This window comes from Nocardia sp. NPDC051463 (assembly GCF_040681975.1).
Classification (GTDB): domain Bacteria; phylum Actinomycetota; class Actinomycetes; order Mycobacteriales; family Mycobacteriaceae; genus Nocardia.
In genome coordinates, this window is sequence record NZ_JBFBAB010000029.1 from 73105 (window position 1) to 91898 (window position 18794).

The window sequence follows — 18794 nt, forward strand, 5'->3', positions numbered from 1 at the left end:
TGCGATTCGGCTGGTCGATCAGGACGTGCGCAGACCGAGCTCGGTGGTCGGAGCCCTCACGGGATCGCGCTTGCACTGGGCGAATCCGGCACGCTCAACCACTTCGGTCGTGTCGATCTGCTCACGGAACACTCGCTGGACAAGGACAAGATACCGACCTCCCGACGGCTAACAGGACCACCTGTTCCGCGGTCGCGTCCGGTTCAACTGGTAGACCCTGCCGCGGGACTGGTTGCGGTCGTGTCGCCGCTGCAACGGGTGGCTAGGACTTGCTCCCAGTCGTCTGGGCATGCCGCCGTCCGCTGCGTGACTACCGGACGGGGTAGTGCTGGTCCAGCCACTCGGCGAAGGTTGGTCCGGCGAGGACTGCGTCGGGCCCGGGGAGTAGGGCGCCGTGTGCTTGGAGTTCGTGGTTGGGATCGTCGAGGTCGGTGATTTCTTCGACTCGGGAGGGGACGCCGCGGCGGGCGGCCAGTCGGGATGTTGCCGCGGCGAGGTTGAGCTCTTGCGGGCCCGCTATTTCGATGGTCGTGGTGGGGGCTGTTTCGTCCGTGGCGAGTTCGGCCAGTTTCTCCGCGACGGTGCGGGCGGCGACGAGTTGGGTGCGGGTCGCGGGGACATAGGCCACATTGTCGCGGGTGGTCCAGTCCAGCATCATCTCGGTGAACTCGTGGAACTGCGCGGCCCGCAGGATCTGCACAGGCACCGGGCCTTCCTTCAATGTGCGTTCCTGGGCGAGCTTTCCGGCGTAGTGACCGGCGGTGAACGGGTCGATGCCGATGATCGAGACCAGGACGATTCGGGTGACACCGGCTTCGGTCGCTGCTTGTTGCAGGTTTCGCGCGGTGGTGCCGAAGAAGTCCGTCACCGCGTCGGTTTCCGCGGTCGGTGCGTTCACCGCATCGACGACAACCTGCACACCGGCCAGCGCCTCGGTGAGGCCTTCGCCGGTGTACATATCGACGCCGGTAGCGCGGGCTATCGTCACCACCTCATGGCCCTGCTTCTTCAGCACATCGACCACTTCGCGGCCGATCCGCCCGCTTGCTCCGGCTACTGCGATCTTCATGGTCTGCTCCCTTTTTCGGTCTTCTGAGGAGATGACGGAACGCAGCTGCGGAGTGTGACATCGACATCTGAGCGCACACGGTGCAGGGCTTGTGCCGGTCCTGCGGGACCGGGCGGGCCGCCGGACTCCTCGGGTGGAGATGACTCTGAGTCCGGCGACGGTCTCGTGGGTGATCTTCGAAATTGCGGGTATACGCAGAGTAGATGAATGCGGGAAGGACGCGATGACAATGCGCCGCCGAAGAGTCCGCGTGGGAACCACGCGCGGCAGATATATGAGCGAGAGTCACATGAGAATTGGCAGTCTGCTGGTCCTGATCTGGTTGGTGATCGGTGTGATCGCGGCGGGTCAGCGCCACTATTTCGACAGCGGCCCGGTCAACTGCGCCGGGTTCGGCACCATCGCCGTCACCGTGATCGCCGGGCCACTCAACTACATGGGTGTGAATCCGAAGATCTCGGATTGCAATGTGCCACAACCTAGTCCGTAGCGGTTAGGGCAGCGTCGGCCAGTCGGTCCACCGTTCACGGTGGTCCACCGCAACAGCGCGGCCCGAGGGCGCGGCGCGCACACGTCGGCGAACACGTGGTCGGGTCGCGCTCTTGCGCGGATAATCGGCACACGTGCGGGTATCCGCTCGATAGGAAGCGCGGACCGACGCCGGGCGGGATGCGTCGTGGCACGGCCCGTCGGCGTGATCGCGGCGGGTCAGCGTGACCATTTCGACAGCGGTCCGATCAATTGCGCCGGGTTCGGCTCGATCGCATCGACTGTTCTCGTCGGCCCGCTCGATTACATGGGTGTGAACCCCAAGGTTGCGGACTGCGATGTCCCGCAACCGAGTTCATAGTCCCATTGTCTCGAGGGCACCGGACACGCCCCGTTCCGGCGGGCCGGGGAACGCTTGCTCGCCGGAACGGGTGCGATAGATACTGCCGTGCTACGCCGCGACGATCTCTCGCTGCGACTGCGACTGCGACTGCGACTGCGACTGCGACTGCGACTGCGACTGCGACTGCGACTGCGACTGCGACTGTTGGGTTTTCGGCTCTCCGCTGAGGCGGGCGGCGCCTGCTGCCGCGGCAATGACCAGGCCGACTCCGATCCATTGCGTGAGGTGGAGCCCCTCACCGAGCAGCAGCAGCCCCACCCCGGCCGCGACCGCGGGTTCCAAACTCATCAGCACCCCGAACGTCGAGGCCGTGATCCGCCGCAGCGCCTGGAGTTCGATGGCGTGCGGGACCAAAGACGACAGCACAGCGATACCGACGACGCCGAGCAACACCATCGGGTCGAACAGTGCCGCGCTTGCGTCCGCCGCGACCAGGGGCAGCGCGAGAATTGCGCCGAAGCCCAATGCCCATGCCAATCCGTCATGGCCCGAAGTGTTTTCGCCGACCACCTTGCTGAACACGATGTAGGCACCCCAGCCCGCGGCCGCGAGCAGCGCGAACAGCACGCCGGTCCAGGACACTGGCCCATCGGTTTTCACCAGTAGCAGTACGCCGCCGCCGGCCAGCAGCGCCCACAGTAGGTCGCGGCTGCGGTGCGAGGACGCGACCGCGACGCCGAGTGGCCCCAGGAAGTCGATGGTGACCGCGATGCCGAGCGGAATACGATCGATCGCCGCGTAGAAGAACGAATTCATCACGGCCACAGACACTCCGAGCCCGAGGATGCCGGGCAGCGCGTGTCGTTCGATGCGCAGCGACGGCCGCCACAACGCCATCGCGATGATGCCTGCCATCAGCAGCCGTAGGGCCGCGGTCGGACCGGTGCCGAGGATTTCGAACAGTTGCTTGGCGATGATGGCGCCGAATTGGATGCTGAGCATGGCGCCGAGGATGAGAACGGGCGCGCTGCCGAACATGGAAGCTGTTCTGCCAGTGTGCGATTGTGGCAACTCAGCAACGGGTGGGATTTTTTTGACCGGGCCGATAACCAACGGGTGACTCCATTCTGCGGACACGCGCGTATGCCACCGGTGCGTGCCGGTGGTGCGCGGTCGGATCTCGTATTCGGCTGTGCGGGAAGGGGATTGGACATATCCATGGGGATGGGCGCGCGCCGGTAGCGCGCGGGCTCACCCAGGTGTTTCGCATTCGGTATCAGCACGAATGGGCGGGGATGTCCGGGATTCGAGCGGGAGGGTCCGTCAGGCGACGGACGTCGACGTAGTACAGGCCGGTGGCCGAGCGGTGGAGAGCGGGTTCGCCATCGGCGGCATTGCCTTCACGAGCGAAAGGTAGACGCTCTAAGTGGCAGGCAAGAGACTGGTCGGTTGATTAGAAGCGTGGAGCATATGACGAACTGTATCGCAGATTGTGTTGCCTCGCGCGGGGAGTGATCGGAGTAAACGGGGGTACTCACGCTAGACGCGAGTGCAGAAAGAAGGCGATGACAATGCGCGAGCGATCGATCGACGCACGACCGGTACACCGAAGGGGTACTCGGCTGCTGAGCACAATGCTTCTGATCTGGTTGGCCATCGGTCTTATCGCCGCAGGTCAGCGCCACTATTTCGATAGTGGCCCCCTCAATTGCGCAGGTTGGGGCACCGTTGCCGTCACTGCCCTCGCAGGCCCACTCAACTACGCGGGTTTGAACCCCACGGTCACCGACTGCGTGCTGCCTCAACCCAGCCAGTAGGTGCCGCCGACATGAGTGCTCCCCCACCGATCGGATGGGGGAGCGGGGGTCTCGTTGTACCTGACCGGAGGCGGCCGGTGCCGTCACCGGCTCGGCGTACGGTCGCCCGCGCAGCGCATGCAGCTTCGCGCCCTTCCCATCGAGAAACCGGGCACGACCGTCTCCCGCCGATGCGGCATCCACCAGGCCCATTTCCCATCAGCACCAGCAGCGCTGGGATCAGGATCGTCTGGACGATGAACGCGTCGAGCAGCACGCCCGCCGCGAGCGCGAAAACCGTCGACTTCGCGGTGGCGTCGGATTCAGCAAGCAGGGATCCGAACACCGAGAACAACGCTCCAATCTGCTGCCGAGCGCGCACGAGATCAAGAACCTCTACAAAATGCACTCGGCCCCGCACCAGGCTTCGGGTGCGGGGCCGAGCGATTACTTTCGGCAGTGGCCGGCTCAGCCGACCGGGACCGGCTCCTTGTCCACCTCGACGGACCGCTGCTGCAGTTCACGCAGCTTCGAGCCCTCGACGTCGATGTCCGGCAGGATCCGGTCGAGCCACTTCGGCATCCACCAGGACCACTTGCCCATCAGCACCAGCAGCGATGGGATCAGGATCATCCGGACGATGAACGCGTCGAGCAGCACGCCCACCGCGAGCGCGAAGCCGAACGACTTAGCTGTGGCATCGGATTCCAGCAGGAACGAGCCGAACACCGAGATCATGATGATCGCGGCCGCGGTGACCACGCGGGCACCGTGGTGGTAGCCACTGACCATGGCGTCCTTGGGGGACTTGCCGTGCACGAACTCCTCGCGCATCCGGGTCACCAGGAACACCTGGTAGTCCATGGCGAGGCCGAACACCAAACCGATCAACATGATGGGCAGGAAGCTGATGATCGGGTGCGGGTCGTCGATCAGCCCGAACTTGCCCTCCTGGAAGATCAGCACCGTCGCACCGAAGGTCGCTGCCATGGAGAGCAGGAACCCGAGCGCGGCCGTCAGCGGTACCAGGATCGAGCGGAACACCAGGATCAGCAGCAGGAACGCGGCGCCCGCGACGATCGCCAGATACGGCACGATCTTGCCGAGCAGCACATGGTCGACGTCTGCGAAGATCGCCGTGGTGCCGGTGATGCCGTATTCCATGCCGTACTCGGATTTCAGCGATCCCTCGGCGTCGCGAGCGTCGCTGACCAGATCCTTGGTGGCCTGGTTGTTCGGACCCGACTTCGGCACGCCGTTCAGCAGTGCACCGGCCTTGTCCTCGCCGCTCCACTGCGGCTCGGTCACGTAGTCCATGCCGGAGTAGGACGCGAGCTTGCCGCGCAGTGCGTTCACCGCATCCACGCGGCGTTCTGCAGGCACGTTGGTGAGGTCGGCGGCGACGTTCAGCACGCCGTTGCTGCCTTCCCCGAAGCCCTCGGTGCGCAGCTCGTACGCCTTTCGGACGGTCGAAGTCTTCGGCATGCTGTCATCGCCGGGCAGGCCGAGGTTCAGGCCGGCCGCCGGCGCGGCGAGCAGGCCGAGGACAACCACGCTGAGCAGCAGGGTGACGGCGGGCGCCTTGCCGATGAGCCTGCCGAAGCGCTGGCCGTTGCTGATCGAGGTGTCGTCCTCCGGATCGTGCTTGGCGACGAACGGCAGCTTGGGCTTGAACAAGAACCGACCGAATGCGCCGAGCAGGGCCGGCATCAGCGTAATGGCGGTCAGCACCGCGAATGCGGCGGCGATCGCGCCACCCAGACCCATGAAGGTGAGGAACTCGACGCCGACGATGCTCAAACCACCGAGCGCGATGATCACGGTGAGGCCCGCGAACACCACGGCCGAACCGGCGGTGCCGAGTGCGGTTCCCGCGGCCTCTTCCGGCGAATCCTGTACCGCCAGTTCATGTTTGTACCGAGAGACGATGAAGAGCGCGTAGTCGATCGACAGCGCGATACCGATCATCGAGGCGAGGAAGGTGGTGAAGCTCGGCACCTCGATCACCGAGGTGCCGAGGAAGATCAGCGAGGTGGCCGCACCGAGGCCGACGATCGCGGTGATGATCGGGACGAACGCGGCGACGATGGCACCGAACGCGACGATCATGACGATGAGCGCGATGCCCATGCCGATCTGCTCGGACTTGCCGCTCGGTCCCTCTTGCTTCGTCGCGATCGAGCCGCTCATCTCGACGGTGAGTCCGGCGTTGCGCGCGTCATCGGCCACGTTGTAGGCCGCGGTGCGCTGCTCGTCGGTGACGTCGGTGAACTTCTTGATCGAGAACGGCACGCTCATGAACGCGACCGAGTCGGGCGCGGTCTTGCTCAGCACATTCAGCGGAGCGCCGCTGCACTGCGACGGATCGGGGTTGGCCAGGCAGCCCATCTTGTCGGTCGCTTCGATCGGGTTCGTGACCGGCTTGCTGTGGTCGACGATATCCAGGCCGCTGAGCTTGGCGATGAACGCGTCCAGTGCCGCCCGGTTGTTCGGGTCGGTCAGCTTCTGTCCGGCAGGTGCGCCGATCACATACGTTCCGGTGACGGCGTCGAACTTGAAGGCGTCGGAGGCGCCGGGAAAGTGCTTGTCGAGGATGTCGTTTGCGCGCGCGGACGGTAGCTCCGGCATGCTGAAATCGTTGCTCATCGGCTCCTTCAGCTGCGCGCCGAGGCCGCCGAGGAGGACGAAGAGGATGAGCCAGACCGGAAGCACTATCCATTTCCGGCGGAAAGCGAACTTTCCCCATCTATACAGATAAACGGACACGAGGGATTCTCCTAGCGATGACTGGGGGCGTGCTGGTTCTCGGCCTGTAGACAACGCTCGCGGGGTGCCCTGCCGCCCCCGCCTCCACTGACGCTTTCTGCCTACCGTGCGGTAGGTAGACTACCTATTGTCTAAGCGGAGGGACAACCTCAATTTTGGTGACAACGTTAGTTCAGCGCACGAGTGATGAGAGGAGCATCCCATGGCCGTTCGTGCCGCGTCCGACGCCGTTACCGCAGGTGGCAGCACGAAAATCGCGATTCGAGACGCCGCGGTTCGGCTGTTCGGAGCCAAAGGATTCGAGCAGACGAGCCTGCGCGAGGTCGCGGATGCGGTAGGAATCACAAAGGCATCTCTCTACTATCACTATGCTTCGAAACTCGATCTGCTCCTCGCGATCATCGACCCGATCATCGATCACTTGCGCGCGGTCGTCGAAGATATCGACGCGGTGCCACACGATGCGGAGGGCGTGCGCGCCGTGCTGCGCACCTATCTGCGCGGCATGATCCGCAACCGCGACGCCGGGGCGCTGTGCGTGCGCGACACCGTGGCGATCATCAACGCCATGGCAGACCGCTACCCCGACATGATGGATTCGAATCAACGCCTGCGCTCCTGGCTGGCCGGGCCGGACGCGGACGACGAGGCGATGCTGCGCGCCTGCGCGGCGCTGGAAGTGCTCGGGGTGGCGCTGCTGTCCAAGGAGTTCGTGCCCGGCGCCGCCGACTCTCTGCTGGAATCGACGCTGCTGGACGCGGCGACCTGTGTATTGACCGCCTGCGGAACCGCGTAAATTCGACCAGGTCATCGGAGATTTCAGGGAGAAGGTGGCTGTGCACATCACCGCGAAGGTCGATTACGCGGTGCGGACCTTGCTCGAGATCGCCCGCGCACCGCGGGTGAGCCGGGCTCAACCGGCGGCTGGCGTCCTTGCCCTCGATGCGACCCCGCTCGCGCAGGCGGGCCCGGTGATCACGGCCGCCGCTGTCGTCAAGGCCGATGCCATCGCGACCGCGCAGCGCATTCCGCCCAAGGTGCTGGAAACCGTCCTCGCCGAGCTGCGCAGAGCCGATCTGGTGATCAGCAGGCGCGGCCCCGACGGCGGCTACTGGCTGGCCCGCCCGGCCGCCGAGATCTCCATCGCCGACGTGATCAGGGCCATCGAGGGACCGCTCGCTTCGGTGCGCGGTGAGCGCCCGGAGGATGTGAACTATCCGGGCGCGGCCGAACCGTTGCAGCGGGTGTGGATCGCGCTGCGGGTGAATATTCGCGCGGTACTGGAAGATGTCTCCATCGAGGACATCGCGCACAACGAGCTGCCCGGATTCGTCGAGGCGCTCACCGAGGACCCCGGCGCGTGGGCGCGCAGGTAATGGGCACGGATGTGGTGGATTACCGCAGGTCGATAATCGCCGCGACCCGCCTGCTCGTTTGCAGGTAGCCTGCCAAGCATCATGTTGATCAGGTTGCTGCGTACATATCTATACCCCTACCGGGCGCAATTAACGGGGGTCGTTGTCCTGCAACTGATCTCCGTCATTGCGATGTTGTACCTGCCCAGCCTGAACGCCGATCTGATCGATGGCGGCGTCACCAAAGGTGACATCGGTTACATCTGGACCACCGGGCTACTGATGCTCGCGGTGACCTGTGTGCAGATTGTCGCGTCCGCGTTTTCGGTCTATCTCGGCGCGCAGGCCGCGATGGCCGCGGGGCGGGATCTGCGTGGCGCCGTGTTGCACCGGGTCGGCAGCTTCTCCGCCCGCGAGGTCGGGATGTTCGGTGCGCCGTCGTTGATCACCCGCACCACCAACGATGTGCAGCAGGTTCAGCTGCTCATCGTGATGTCCGCGACCATCCTGGTCATGGCGCCGATCATGTGCGTCGGCGGCGTGGTGATGGCGCTGCGCGAGGACCTCGGCCTGTCCTGGCTGCTGCTCATCGCGGTGCCCGCGCTCGCTATCTCGATGGGCTTCATCGTCGCGCGGATGGTGCCCGGCTTCCGTGCCATGCAGACCAAGATCGACGAGGTGAACCGGGTGCTGCGCGAGCAGATCACCGGTATCCGCGTGGTGCGCGCGTTCGTCAGGGAACGGCAGGAGACCTGGCGCTTCGGCATCGCCAACACCGAGCTGACCGACACCGCACTGCATGTCGGCAGACTGGCTGCGCTGATGTTCCCGCTGGTGATGCTGATCAGCAATGTCACCGCTGTCGCGGTGATCTGGTTCGGTGGCCACGCGATCGACGCGGGGACCATGCAGATCGGCTCGCTCACCGCGATGCTGTCCTACATCATGCAGATCCTGATGGCCGTCATGATGGCCTCGTTCCTCGCCATGATGGCGCCGCGCGCCGCGGTCTCGGCCGACCGGATCGGTGCGGTGCTGGAGACCGAATCCTCGGTATTGCCGCCGCGACTGCCGCAGCCGTTCAAGGGCGATCCCGGATCGATTGACATCGCATTCGCCGAGTTCGCCTTTCCCGGCGCCGAGAAGCCGGTGCTGCGCGCCATCGAATTCAAGGTAGAACCCGGCACCACCACCGCGATCGTCGGATCCACCGGTGCGGGCAAGACGACCCTGCTCAATCTGATTCCCCGGCTGATCGACGTGACCGACGGCGCGGTCTACGTCGGTGCGACCGATGTCCGTCATATCGATCTCGAACTGCTGCGTCAGCAGATCGGTCTGATACCGCAGAAGGCGTATCTGTTCTCCGGGACGATCGCCAGCAATCTCCGTTACGGCAATCCGGACGCCACCGACGAGGATTTGTGGCGGGCCCTGGAAATCGCGCAGGCCGACGACTTCGTGCGGGATATGCCCCTGGGGCTGCAGGCACCGGTCGCGCAGGGTGGCACCACCGTCTCCGGTGGTCAGCGGCAACGTCTGGCCATCGCCAGGGCGCTGGTGAAAAAGCCGCGGATCTACCTGTTCGACGATTCGTTCTCCGCGCTGGATGTCGCCACCGACGCCCGGCTGCGCGAAGCGCTCCGGCCGGAGACCAGGGATGCATCGGTAATTATTGTGGCGCAACGGATTTCCACGATCCGCGATGCCGACCAGATCGTGGTGCTCGAGGACGGTGCAATGGCCGGGATCGGCACCCACGAACAGTTGATGCGTCACTGTGCGGAATATCAGGAAATCGTCGCGTCGCAGCTCAGCGCGGAGGAGGTGCGATGAGGCCAGGAATGCCGAATCCCGGTTCGCCGGATGCCAAAGCGAAGTCCTTCAAGCCGTCGTTGAAGCGGCTGCTTGCCCGGCTTGCCCCGGAACGGGCGTACGTCGTGGTGATCGTGCTGCTCGTCATCACCGCGGTGGTGCTCAATACGCTCGGTCCGTACATCATGGGCAAAGCGACCAACCTGGTCTTCGACGGTGTGGTCGGCAAGCAACTGCCCGCTGGCATCAGCAAGGACCAGGCGATCGAGTCGCTGCGGGCCGAGGGCAACAGCACCTTTGCCGACATGCTCGGTGCGATGGATGTCACCCCCGGTGTCGGCGTCGACTTCGACGCCGTCGGCAAGGTGTTGATCCTGGTGCTATTGCTCTACATCGGTGCGGCGGTGTTCGGCTGGTTGCAGGGCTTCCTGCTCAACATCGTCATCAACCGGACGGTGAAGCGGCTGCGCAGCGATGTCGAGGACAAGCTGCATCGACTGCCCCTGAGCTACTTCGATTCCGCGCCGCGCGGCGATGTGCTCAGCCGGGTCACCAATGACGTCGACAATGTCTCGACGAGCCTGCAGCAGACCATGAGTCAACTGTTGACCTCGGTGTTCTCGGTACTCGGCATCCTGATCATGATGTTCTGGATCTCGCCGCTGCTCGCGGTGATCGCGTTGCTCACCGTCCCGGCGGCCATCGTCGTCACCGCGCAGATCGCCAAACGATCCAAGCCGCACTTCGTGAACCAGTGGAAGTACACCGGCATGGTGAACGCCCAGGTCGAGGAGGCCTTCACCGGCCACGAGATCGTGACGGCGTTCGGTCGCGGCCGCGAGGTCGGTGCCGAGTTCGACAAGCGCAACAACGACCTCTTCGACGCGAGCTTCAAGGCGCAGTTCATCTCCGGACTGATCATGCCCGCCATCATGTTCCTCGGGAACGTGAACTTCGTGCTGGTGGCGTTGGTCGGCGGTCTGCGGGTGGCGACGGGCAATATCTCGCTCGGTGAGGTACAGGCGTTCATCCAGTACTCCCGACAGTTCAGCCAGCCGCTGACCCAGATCGGCGCGATGGCCAACCTGCTGCAGTCCGGCGTGGCCTCGGCCGAACGGATCTTCGAGATCCTCGACGCCGAAGAGCAATCGCCGGACCCGGTGATGGAGAACGTCCGCCCGGTCGATCGCGGCCGAGTGGAATTCGAGGCTGTCTCGTTCCGCTACGAACCCGAGACCCCGATCATCGAACGGCTGTCACTGGTCGCCGAGCCGGGACACGTGGTTGCCATCGTCGGCCCGACCGGCGCAGGCAAGACCACGCTGGTGAACCTACTGATGCGGTTCTACGAACTGGACGCGGGCACCATCACGATCGACGACGTCGACATCACCGCGATCACCCGCGATCACCTGCGGTCCCGCATCGGCATGGTGCTGCAGGACACGTGGCTGTTCAAGGGCACCATTCGGGAGAACATTGCCTACGGCAATCCGAACGCGAGCGAGGACGATATTCTCGCCGCCGCCCGCGCCGCTTACGTCGACCGCTTCGTGCACGCGCTGCCGCACGGCTACGACACCGTGATCGACGAGGAGGGTTCGGGGGTGAGTGCGGGCGAGAAGCAGCTCATCACCATTGCCCGTGCCTTCCTGGCAAAGCCGTCCATCCTGGTCCTCGACGAGGCGACCAGCTCGGTGGACACCCGCACCGAGTCGCTCGTGCAGCACGCGACCGCGGCGCTGCGCCGCGACCGCACCAGCTTCGTCATCGCGCACCGCCTGTCCACCATTCGCGACGCCGACCTCATCGTTGTCATGGAGGCGGGGCGCATCGTCGAACACGGCACCCACGAGCGCCTGCTCGAAGAGCGCGGCGCCTACTACCGCCTCTACAACGCCCAGTTCGCTGCGGCTGCCGCCGATGCGTGATCGCCGTTGCGGGTCATGTGCCCGAGGACGGGCGCCTCGCCGGTAGTCGTCACCGACCGGCGGCTGCCGCCCGGCCGACGTGCGGCGACGGTCACCTGAGGCCGCCTGAGAGGATGGCAGCGTGTCCACACCCGAATCCTTCTCCTTCACCGTGACCAACCGCCTGGATGACGGGCGGCACGGTCGGTCGGGCGTGATCAGCACACCGCACGGCTCGATCGCGACGCCCGCTTTCATCCCGGTCGGCACCAAGGCAACGGTGAAGGCGGTGCTACCCGAGACCATGAAGGAGCTCGGTGCGCAGGCGCTGCTGGCCAACGCCTACCACTTGTACCTGCAGCCCGGTTCGGACATCGTCGACGAAGCGGGTGGGCTCAGCGAGTTCATGAACTGGCCGGGCCCCACATTCACCGACAGCGGCGGATTCCAGGTGATGTCGCTGGGGGTCGGGTTCAAGAAGGTGCTCGCGATGGAGGCGGTCGACGTGCGCAGCGACGACGTCATCGCCAAGGGAAAGGAGCGGCTGGCGACCGTCGACGACGACGGTGTCACCTTCCGTTCGCATCTGGACGGTGCCAAGCATCGGTTCACGCCCGAGGTGTCGATGGGCATTCAGCATCAGCTCGGCGCGGACATCATGTTCGCCTTCGACGAGCTGACCACTCTGCTCAATACCCGTGGCTACCAAGAGAAGTCGCTGCAACGCACGCACGAGTGGGCGCAGCGCTGCATCGAGGAGCACGAGCGGCTGACCGCGGCGCGCACCCATCGCCCCTATCAGGCGCTGTTCGCGGTGATCCAGGGCGCACAGTACGAAGATCTACGCCGCAAGGCCTGCCGCGAGCTGGAATCGATCCGGGGCAGCGCCGGAACGGGTTTCGATGGCTATGGCATCGGTGGTGCGTTGGAGAAGCACAACCTCGGAGCCATCGTCGGCTGGTGCTGCGACGAACTGCCCGAGGACAAGCCACGTCATATGCTGGGCATCAGCGAGCCGGAGGACATCTTCACCGCGGTGGAAAACGGTGCCGATACCTTCGACTGTGTGAACCCGTCCCGGGTCGCCCGCAATGCCGCGATCTACGTCGCCGAGGGCCGATTCAATATCAACACCGCCAGGTTCCGTCGCGATTTCACACCTATCGACGACACCTGTGACTGCTACACCTGCGCCCATTACACCCGCGCATACATCCATCACCTGTTCAAGGCGAAGGAGATGCTCGCCTCGACGCTGTGCACAATCCACAACGAGCGCTACACGATTCGATTGGTCGACCGCATCAGAGACAGCATCGAGGGCGGCTACTTCGATGACTACAAGGCGGCGACCCTCGCTGTCTGGAAGGGCCGCATCGCGACTCCGTGAGCCCCCGGCGCCGACCGGCGCCGACGCGGGGACAACGGGGCGCGAATCAGACGTGCAGCGGGTCGGATTCCCTCGGCGCGTAGCTCGGTTCGTGCTTCTTGAGGATGGCGATCGCCCGATAGGTGATCGGCATGACGAGCACTTCGCACAGCGTCTTCCACACGAATCCGACAATCACGTAATTCACGAACTGACGCCAGCTGTCGATGCCGATCGCGGAGGCCGCGATCGAGCAGAAGATCAAGGTGTCGGCCAGCTCGCCGACGATGGTCGAGCCGATCAACCTGGCCCACAGGTGCTTCTCCCTGGTGCGTTCCTTGATCAAGACCAGCGTCGCCGAGTTGAGCAGCTGGCCGACGAAATATCCGGCCAGGCCCGCGGCCACCAGTTGTGGCGTGGTGCCGATGACGGTGCGGAACGCCTCCTGGTTGTCATAGAACACCGCGGCGGGCAGCCGGATGGCGATGCTGAAGCACAGCACGGTCAGCAGCAGGGCGCCGAAACCGTAGTAGATGGCCCGGCGGGTGGCGCGGAAGCCGTACACCTCACTGAGCACATCGCCGAGGATGTAGGCCAGTGGGAAGAGGAAGAAGGCGCCGTCGGTGGAGATCGGCAGCACCTCCACGGGCCCGAGCTGCACTGAATGATCGGTGAAGAACTGGACACCTTTTGTCGCGCAGATGTTGGAGATGATCAGCGTTGCGGTGAACAACGCCACTATCGGTGTGTAGTACCCCCGCGCGACCTGGGCGAATGCCGCATGGTCCGGCGCGGGGCGTCCAGACTCTTCGTGTTCTTCGGTTTTGTTCAACTCACTCACCCGCTTCATCCAACCAGGTTGTGCACTGGGGGCTGCCGACTTCGGCCGGACTGCGTGCGGCTGTACCCATTAGGCTGTAGCAATGACGAATCCCGGCGATTCCGACGAGTGGTGGAAGCAATACGGCGGCGAAGGCGTGTCGCCGGAAGCTGGCACACCGAGCTCGGTACCGCAATATCCGACCGCTGAACCGTCCGGATATCCGTCGGCTCCGCAGTACCCGCAGCAGTCCGCTCCGCAATATCCGCAGCAGTCGGCTCCCCAGTACCCGCAGCAGCCCGCGCCGCAGCTGACACCGCAGCCGCAGCAGCCGCAGTACCCGAGCTACCAGACACCGCCGCCGGTCGCGCAGCCGTATCCGCAGCCGCCCAACTACGCCTACCAGCCCTACGGTTATCCCCAGCCGCAAGGCACGAGCGGCCTGGCCATCGGCGCGCTGATCTCGTCCCTGGCCGGTTTCATCACCTGCGGCATCGGGTCGATCGTCGGAATCATCCTCGGCGTCGTCGCGCTGAATCAGATCAAACAGTCCGGTCAGGAAGGCCGCGGCATGGCGCTCGCGGGCATCTGGATCGGTGTCGGCGCCATCGTGCTGTCGGTGCTGTGGTTCGTTTTCGTGATCATCGCAGGCAGCGCCTGAACTCAGAACTCCGGCGCAAACGTCAGGGGCGCACCCGATATCGGGTGCGCCCCTGACGTGTGTCGTGGTCGTGCGAGGTGGTGTCAGTTCTTGACGACCTGGGTGCCGCCGGCGAACTTGTCGTGCCAGCCCTGCTTGTTCGGGTCCTGCGAGGTGGAGATGATCATGTAGATGATCAGGCCGAGCGAGATCAGGCCACCGACGCACGGGATGATCGACGCCGCGACGTAGATGTTGCGCTTGAGCGAGGTCTCGGGGTCGACCTTCGCCGCGCCACCGGGCGCGAGGACCTTGAGTCCGAGCATCTTCTTGCCGAGCGTGGTGCCCTGAGTGGTCTCCATGCCGACGAAGTAGCCCAGCAGGGCCAGCGAAACCACCGCGCCGTTGATGAACTGGCCGGTGTTGCTGAAGCCGAAGATCAGCAGAATGATGATGGAGACCGGGATTCCGACGATCAGGTGGTCGATGACACGGGCACCGATCCTGCTCCCGATGTCACCGGGCTGTCCGCCGTAACCGCCTTGCTGCCCGCCGTACTGCGGCTGCTGCGGATAGGGCTGACCGTAGGGGTCCTGGCCGTATTGGGGCTGCTGGCCGTACTGCGGCGGCTGCTGGCTGTAGGGATCCTGGGGCGGCTGCTGTCCGTATTGGGGCTGCTGGCCGTACTGCGGCGGCTGCTGCTGGCCGTAGGGATCCTGGGGCGGCTGCTGTCCGTACTGCGGCTGCTGGCCGTACTGTGGCGGCTGCTGTCCGTACTGCGGCGGCTGCTGCCCGTACGGATCCGGCTGGCCGCCTTGCGGATACTGCTGCCCGCCTTGCGGATGCTTGTTTGGGTCGTACCCACCGCTTGTCATAATTCAGTCCTCGTCAGTGATCAGTAGATCGGTCGAGTGCGTACGTTACGGACATCGGCTGCATTGCAACAACCCATTCTCGTCGAGTATCCACGGTTCGTTGGGCAGATCGGCGGGTGTGAAACCGGCGAGGAGCTCAACCGGCGACAACGGCGGATATCCGAGCGAGCAGGCCAGTGCCGCGGCGACTTGCTCGGGCGTGTTGCCCAAGGCGAGTTGGTCGGCGAGCGTCACCGCACCGTCGCGTTTGGCCAGGCGAATTCCGTTCTTGTTCAACACCAGCGGCACATGCGCGTACTGGGGAACGGGCAGCTCGAGCAGCGTCGCGAGATACGCCTGCCGCGGTGTGGACGACAGTAGATCGTCGCCACGCACCACCTGATCCACACCTTGCGCCGCGTCGTCGACCACGACGGCGAGGTTGTAGGCCGGCGTGCCGTCGCCGCGGCGCAGCACGACGTCGTCCACCTGGCCGCGGTAGTGCCCGTGGAGTCCGTCGACGATCTCGAATTCCGTCACCGAGGCGCGCAGTCGCAGCGCCGCGGGTCTGCCGTTGGCGTGGTGTTGCGCACGTTCGGCCTTGCTCAGCGCGCGGCAGGTGCCGGGATATGCGCCCATCGGCCCATGCGGTGCGGTGGCGGCCTGCTGTATTTCTTTTCTGGTGCAATAGCATTCGTACACGAGTCCGGCCTCGGTCAGCCGATCGATGGCCGCCTGGTAGCGAGGCAGTCGCTCGGATTGCCTGATCACCGGTCCGTCCCAGTCGAGACCGATTGCGGACAGATCGGCCAGCTGCCGCGCCTGTGCGCCGGGGCGCACCCGATCCAGATCTTCTATACGCATCAGAAAGCGCCTGCCCGATGCGCGGGCGAACAGCCACGCCAGCAGTGCGGTGCGCAGGTTTCCGAGGTGCAGATCGCCCGACGGGCTCGGCGCGTACCGGCCCGCGCCTGTCACCGCATTTGGAAAGCGCACATTTGTCATCGTAGGCGAAGCGGTCAGCCCAGCAGCTGTGGCTTGAGCCGGTCAGCGGAGATCGGTGTTTCGGAATCCAGCTCGACGAGCAGGGTCTTGGCATGCGCGATCAAGCCGGCACGGTCGATTCCATAGGGTGCGTCGGTCTTCGCATCGCCGCTATCGTCCAGTTGGTAGGCGCTGAGCCGGGTCACCGCGCGGGCGAGCAGCGTGCGCGCGCCCTTGGGATTGCCACGCTGGATGTGCGTCAGACCGACCGCGTATTGGGCCAGACCCTGCCACAGCATCCGCTCGGCGAACGGTCCGTTCTTCCATGCGGCCTCCAATACCTCGTGTGCGTTGAATGCCAAGCCTTCGTCCAGCAGTTGCTGAGCGTACGAAAGAGTTTGCTGGGGAGGCAGATTCAGGTCATCCGGAATTCGCGGTATACCGGGGCTGCCAGGGGGTAGCGGGCGCCCGAACCTGTCGCGTGGGCGAGGATTGCGGGCGCGACCTGCCTCGTCGCGGGGGCGTTCGACCATGCCCCCCATGATCCACGGCCCGTTGCGAAGCTGTCGAGGGAAGGGCGCCCCTGGTGATTAATTGACGGATCACGGAGTAATCACATCGGTGTAAAAGTTAGCGGTGTACCTGTTGTCCGAATGAAAGTCACCGACTGGCAATGTTCCCGCAACATTTAATCTTCGCAAGATTGGCAAATACGATGATTGAACCGGCAAGAGATCGGCAAATTATCGATGAACCTGCTAGTCTTTAGCCTGCGGGGGCAACCCCGGGGGTGTATTCCACCTCGAGCGCAGTGCGATCACGACGCACCGTGAAAGCGGCGCGCTACCACTAGGCGCACCACGGGATTCGGCGTTCCTGCCGAGTGCCGGTGCTAGTTAGAACGATGTCAGAAGAATTCTCGTTCTCGACGCAGCAAAGGAGCTAGTGCCGTGGAGGTTGATATTACGGGCGCTGTGTGGCGCAAGAGCACACACAGTGGTCCCGACGGGAACTGCGTGGAAGTCGCATTTCTCGTCGACGGCAACGTAGCGGTTCGCGATACCAAGAACAACGGACGCGGTCCGGCGCTGGCATTCGCGCCGGGTGCGTGGGACGCATTCCTAACGGGAGTAGCGGCGGGGGAGTTCGGTCGCGCTTAACCGAAGCCGCGTCGAACCAGCCAGCAACGGGCCCCGAGTCGAAAGGACTTGGGGCCTTCGCGCTGTTCAGGCCTGGTGTGCGGACCTCGCGGGCACCAACGCGGTTCGCGGCACCAACTCAGTGCGACCTGTGGCCGTTACCCGCGTGACCGTTGGCCAGGTCCTGATACCGCCGCAGCACGGCGAGCTGTTTGCGCTCCTCCTCGTGCTCGACCGCCAGGTTGCGCTCGGACTCTCGCCGGGGGTCGGCGCGTAGGAAGGCGCCGGTGCCCGGTTTGCCCGCCGCGCCGAGCTTGCTCATTTTCTTCGGTACCGGTGCACCTTGGTATTCCAAGGGAATCGGATGGCCATGGTCGTCCACCGGGCCGAGCGGCTGATGGATTTCGATGTACTCACCGTGTGGCAGCCGCTTGATCACGCCGGTTTCCACGCCGTGGTCCAGCACCGCCCGGTCGCTGCGCTGCAGGCCGAGGCAGATCCGGTACGCGATGAAGTACGCGACCGGCGGCGCGATCAGGATGCCGATCCGGCCGATCCAGGTGGTCGCGTTGAGGGAGATGTCGAACTTGTAGGCGAGGATGTCGTTGACGCACGACAGCGTCAGGACCACATAGAAGGCGATCACCATGGCGCCGATTGCGGTGCGCACCGGTACATCTCGCGGTCGCTGTAGCAGGTTGTGCGAGACAGTGTCTCTGGTCAGCCGCTTCTCGATCCACGGGTAGGTGATGAGCAGCGTGAACACCAGTCCCATGATCAGTGCGCCCCAGACCGGCGCGGGTACCGTGTAGCGGCCCGGATACAGCTCCCACGGCGGTATCAGGCGCATCATGCCGTCGGTCCACATCATGTAGAAGTCCGGTTGCGAACCCGCGGAGACCTGAGACGGGTTGTAGGGGCCCATATTCCAGATCGGGTTGATCTGGAGCAGGCCGCCCATGATGCCGACGATGCCGAGGGTGAAGGCGAAGAACGCACCCTGGTCCGCGGCGAACACCGGCACGATACGCGCGCCGACCACGTTGTTCTCGGTGCGGCCCGGGCCGGGGAACTGGGTGTGCTTCTGGTACCAGACCAGCGCGACGTGCGCGGCGATCAGCGCGAGGATGATGCCGGGGAACAGCAGCACGTGCGCGATGTACAGGCGCGGGATGATGATGTTGCCCGGATAGTCGCCGCCGAACATCAGCCAGTGTATCCAGGTGCCGATGATCGGTAGGCCGAGTGTGATCGAGGAGAACGCCGCGCGTAGGCCGGTGCCCGACAGCAGATCGTCGGGCAGTGAGTAGCCGAAGTACCCCTCGAACATGGCCAGGATCAGCAGCAGCGAGCCGATGACCCAGTTCGCCTCGCGCGGCTTGCGGAACGCGCCGGTGAAGAAGATGCGGAACAGATGCACGATGATCGACGCCGCGAACAGCAGT

At 64.6% G+C, this 18794-nt stretch carries 18 protein-coding genes; 10 read left to right on the top strand and 8 right to left on the bottom strand.

From position 1 onward, the window contains the following. Positions 1 to 310: 310 nt before the first annotated feature. Complete coding sequence (locus AB0M74_RS28945) at positions 311 to 1069, bottom strand: NAD(P)H-binding protein (RefSeq protein ID WP_366529450.1); 759 nt, start codon at positions 1067 to 1069, stop codon at positions 311 to 313. 289 nt (positions 1070 to 1358) lie between these two features. Here AB0M74_RS28945 and AB0M74_RS28950 point away from each other — a divergent pair, with 289 nt between their 5' ends. Next, a complete protein-coding gene (locus AB0M74_RS28950; RefSeq protein WP_328408142.1) occupies positions 1359 to 1559 on the top strand; it encodes a hypothetical protein in 201 nt (66 codons plus the stop codon). 186 nt (positions 1560 to 1745) lie between these two features. Then, positions 1746 to 1919, top strand: a complete 174-nt coding sequence (locus AB0M74_RS28955) for a hypothetical protein (RefSeq protein ID WP_366529451.1) — start codon at positions 1746 to 1748, stop codon at positions 1917 to 1919. Positions 1920 to 2009: 90 nt separating this feature from the next. On the opposite strand, the gene AB0M74_RS28960 is transcribed toward AB0M74_RS28955, so the two are convergent. Next, positions 2010 to 2939, bottom strand: a complete 930-nt coding sequence (locus AB0M74_RS28960; protein WP_366529452.1) for an EamA family transporter — start codon at positions 2937 to 2939, stop codon at positions 2010 to 2012. A 596-nt stretch (positions 2940 to 3535) separates the two neighbouring features. Here AB0M74_RS28960 and AB0M74_RS28965 point away from each other — a divergent pair. Further along, positions 3536 to 3718 (top strand): hypothetical protein, encoded by a 183-nt coding sequence (locus tag AB0M74_RS28965; protein WP_366529453.1) that lies wholly within the window; start codon positions 3536 to 3538, stop codon positions 3716 to 3718. A gap of 447 nt (positions 3719 to 4165) precedes the next feature. Here AB0M74_RS28965 and AB0M74_RS28970 read toward each other — a convergent pair whose 3' ends face one another. Next, a complete protein-coding gene (locus AB0M74_RS28970) occupies positions 4166 to 6463 on the bottom strand; it encodes an MMPL family transporter (RefSeq protein WP_366529454.1) in 2298 nt (765 codons plus the stop codon). 202 nt (positions 6464 to 6665) lie between these two features. On the opposite strand from AB0M74_RS28970, the gene AB0M74_RS28975 reads away from it, so the two are divergent. The 5 genes from AB0M74_RS28975 to tgt all read left to right on the top strand — a co-directional run bounded on the left by AB0M74_RS28975 (position 6666) and on the right by tgt (position 12933). Then, positions 6666 to 7259: a helix-turn-helix domain-containing protein gene (locus AB0M74_RS28975; RefSeq protein WP_366529455.1), complete on the top strand. Its 594-nt coding sequence runs from the start codon at positions 6666 to 6668 to the stop codon at positions 7257 to 7259. A gap of 40 nt (positions 7260 to 7299) precedes the next feature. Next, positions 7300 to 7839: an Rrf2 family transcriptional regulator gene (locus AB0M74_RS28980; RefSeq protein ID WP_366529472.1), complete on the top strand. Its 540-nt coding sequence runs from the start codon at positions 7300 to 7302 to the stop codon at positions 7837 to 7839. Between the two features lie 81 nt (positions 7840 to 7920). Beyond that, positions 7921 to 9654 carry an ABC transporter ATP-binding protein gene (locus AB0M74_RS28985; protein WP_366529456.1) on the top strand — a complete coding sequence of 578 codons (1734 nt, stop codon included), beginning with the start codon at positions 7921 to 7923 and terminating at the stop codon, positions 9652 to 9654. Next, positions 9651 to 11564 carry an ABC transporter ATP-binding protein gene (locus tag AB0M74_RS28990; protein ID WP_366529457.1) on the top strand — a complete coding sequence of 638 codons (1914 nt, stop codon included), beginning with the start codon at positions 9651 to 9653 and terminating at the stop codon, positions 11562 to 11564. The genes AB0M74_RS28985 and AB0M74_RS28990 overlap by 4 nt, the downstream gene beginning before the upstream one ends. Before the next feature lie 121 nt (positions 11565 to 11685). Further along, positions 11686 to 12933, top strand: a complete 1248-nt coding sequence (gene tgt, locus AB0M74_RS28995; RefSeq protein WP_366529458.1) for a tRNA guanosine(34) transglycosylase Tgt — start codon at positions 11686 to 11688, stop codon at positions 12931 to 12933. 46 nt (positions 12934 to 12979) lie between these two features. Here the strand turns inward: tgt and AB0M74_RS29000 are convergent, their stop codons facing one another. Then, complete coding sequence (locus AB0M74_RS29000; protein WP_366529459.1) at positions 12980 to 13762, bottom strand: queuosine precursor transporter; 783 nt, start codon at positions 13760 to 13762, stop codon at positions 12980 to 12982. A gap of 73 nt (positions 13763 to 13835) precedes the next feature. Here AB0M74_RS29000 and AB0M74_RS29005 point away from each other — a divergent pair, with 73 nt between their 5' ends. Next, a complete protein-coding gene (locus tag AB0M74_RS29005) occupies positions 13836 to 14393 on the top strand; it encodes a DUF4190 domain-containing protein (protein WP_366529460.1) in 558 nt (185 codons plus the stop codon). Between the two features lie 83 nt (positions 14394 to 14476). Here AB0M74_RS29005 and AB0M74_RS29010 read toward each other — a convergent pair whose 3' ends face one another. Genes AB0M74_RS29010 through AB0M74_RS29020 form a run of 3 tightly spaced genes read right to left on the bottom strand, consistent with a single transcriptional unit; the run spans position 14477 to position 16743 of the window. Then, positions 14477 to 15247, bottom strand: a complete 771-nt coding sequence (locus tag AB0M74_RS29010) for an RDD family protein (RefSeq protein WP_366529461.1) — start codon at positions 15245 to 15247, stop codon at positions 14477 to 14479. Between the two features lie 45 nt (positions 15248 to 15292). Next, a complete protein-coding gene (gene gluQRS / locus AB0M74_RS29015; RefSeq protein WP_366529462.1) occupies positions 15293 to 16231 on the bottom strand; it encodes a tRNA glutamyl-Q(34) synthetase GluQRS in 939 nt (312 codons plus the stop codon). Positions 16232 to 16245: 14 nt separating this feature from the next. Continuing rightward, positions 16246 to 16743, bottom strand: coding sequence for a DUF309 domain-containing protein (locus tag AB0M74_RS29020; RefSeq protein ID WP_366529463.1), 498 nt, complete (start codon positions 16741 to 16743; stop codon positions 16246 to 16248). 417 nt (positions 16744 to 17160) lie between these two features. Between AB0M74_RS29020 and AB0M74_RS29025 the strand changes: the two genes are divergently transcribed. Then, positions 17161 to 17370 (top strand): DUF397 domain-containing protein, encoded by a 210-nt coding sequence (locus tag AB0M74_RS29025; RefSeq protein WP_366529464.1) that lies wholly within the window; start codon positions 17161 to 17163, stop codon positions 17368 to 17370. Positions 17371 to 17488: 118 nt separating this feature from the next. On the opposite strand, the gene AB0M74_RS29030 is transcribed toward AB0M74_RS29025, so the two are convergent. Beyond that, a partial coding sequence (locus AB0M74_RS29030; protein WP_366529465.1) for a cytochrome b occupies positions 17489 to 18794 on the bottom strand: 1306 nt, incomplete at its 5' end.

Coding starts and splice junctions, on each gene's coding strand:
- AB0M74_RS29010 (WP_366529461.1), bottom strand. CDS start 15,247: ATGACAAGCGGTGGGTACGACCCAAACAAGCATCCGCAAGGCGGGCAG.
- AB0M74_RS28965 (WP_366529453.1), top strand. CDS start 3,536: ATGCTTCTGATCTGGTTGGCCATCGGTCTTATCGCCGCAGGTCAGCGC.
- AB0M74_RS28945 (WP_366529450.1), bottom strand. CDS start 1,069: ATGAAGATCGCAGTAGCCGGAGCAAGCGGGCGGATCGGCCGCGAAGTG.
- AB0M74_RS29000 (WP_366529459.1), bottom strand. CDS start 13,762: ATGAAGCGGGTGAGTGAGTTGAACAAAACCGAAGAACACGAAGAGTCT.
- AB0M74_RS29005 (WP_366529460.1), top strand. CDS start 13,836: ATGACGAATCCCGGCGATTCCGACGAGTGGTGGAAGCAATACGGCGGC.
- AB0M74_RS28990 (WP_366529457.1), top strand. CDS start 9,651: ATGAGGCCAGGAATGCCGAATCCCGGTTCGCCGGATGCCAAAGCGAAG.
- AB0M74_RS28985 (WP_366529456.1), top strand. CDS start 7,921: ATGTTGATCAGGTTGCTGCGTACATATCTATACCCCTACCGGGCGCAA.
- AB0M74_RS28960 (WP_366529452.1), bottom strand. CDS start 2,939: ATGTTCGGCAGCGCGCCCGTTCTCATCCTCGGCGCCATGCTCAGCATC.
- AB0M74_RS28975 (WP_366529455.1), top strand. CDS start 6,666: ATGGCCGTTCGTGCCGCGTCCGACGCCGTTACCGCAGGTGGCAGCACG.
- gluQRS (WP_366529462.1), bottom strand. CDS start 16,231: ATGACAAATGTGCGCTTTCCAAATGCGGTGACAGGCGCGGGCCGGTAC.
- AB0M74_RS28950 (WP_328408142.1), top strand. CDS start 1,359: ATGAGAATTGGCAGTCTGCTGGTCCTGATCTGGTTGGTGATCGGTGTG.
- AB0M74_RS29020 (WP_366529463.1), bottom strand. CDS start 16,743: ATGGTCGAACGCCCCCGCGACGAGGCAGGTCGCGCCCGCAATCCTCGC.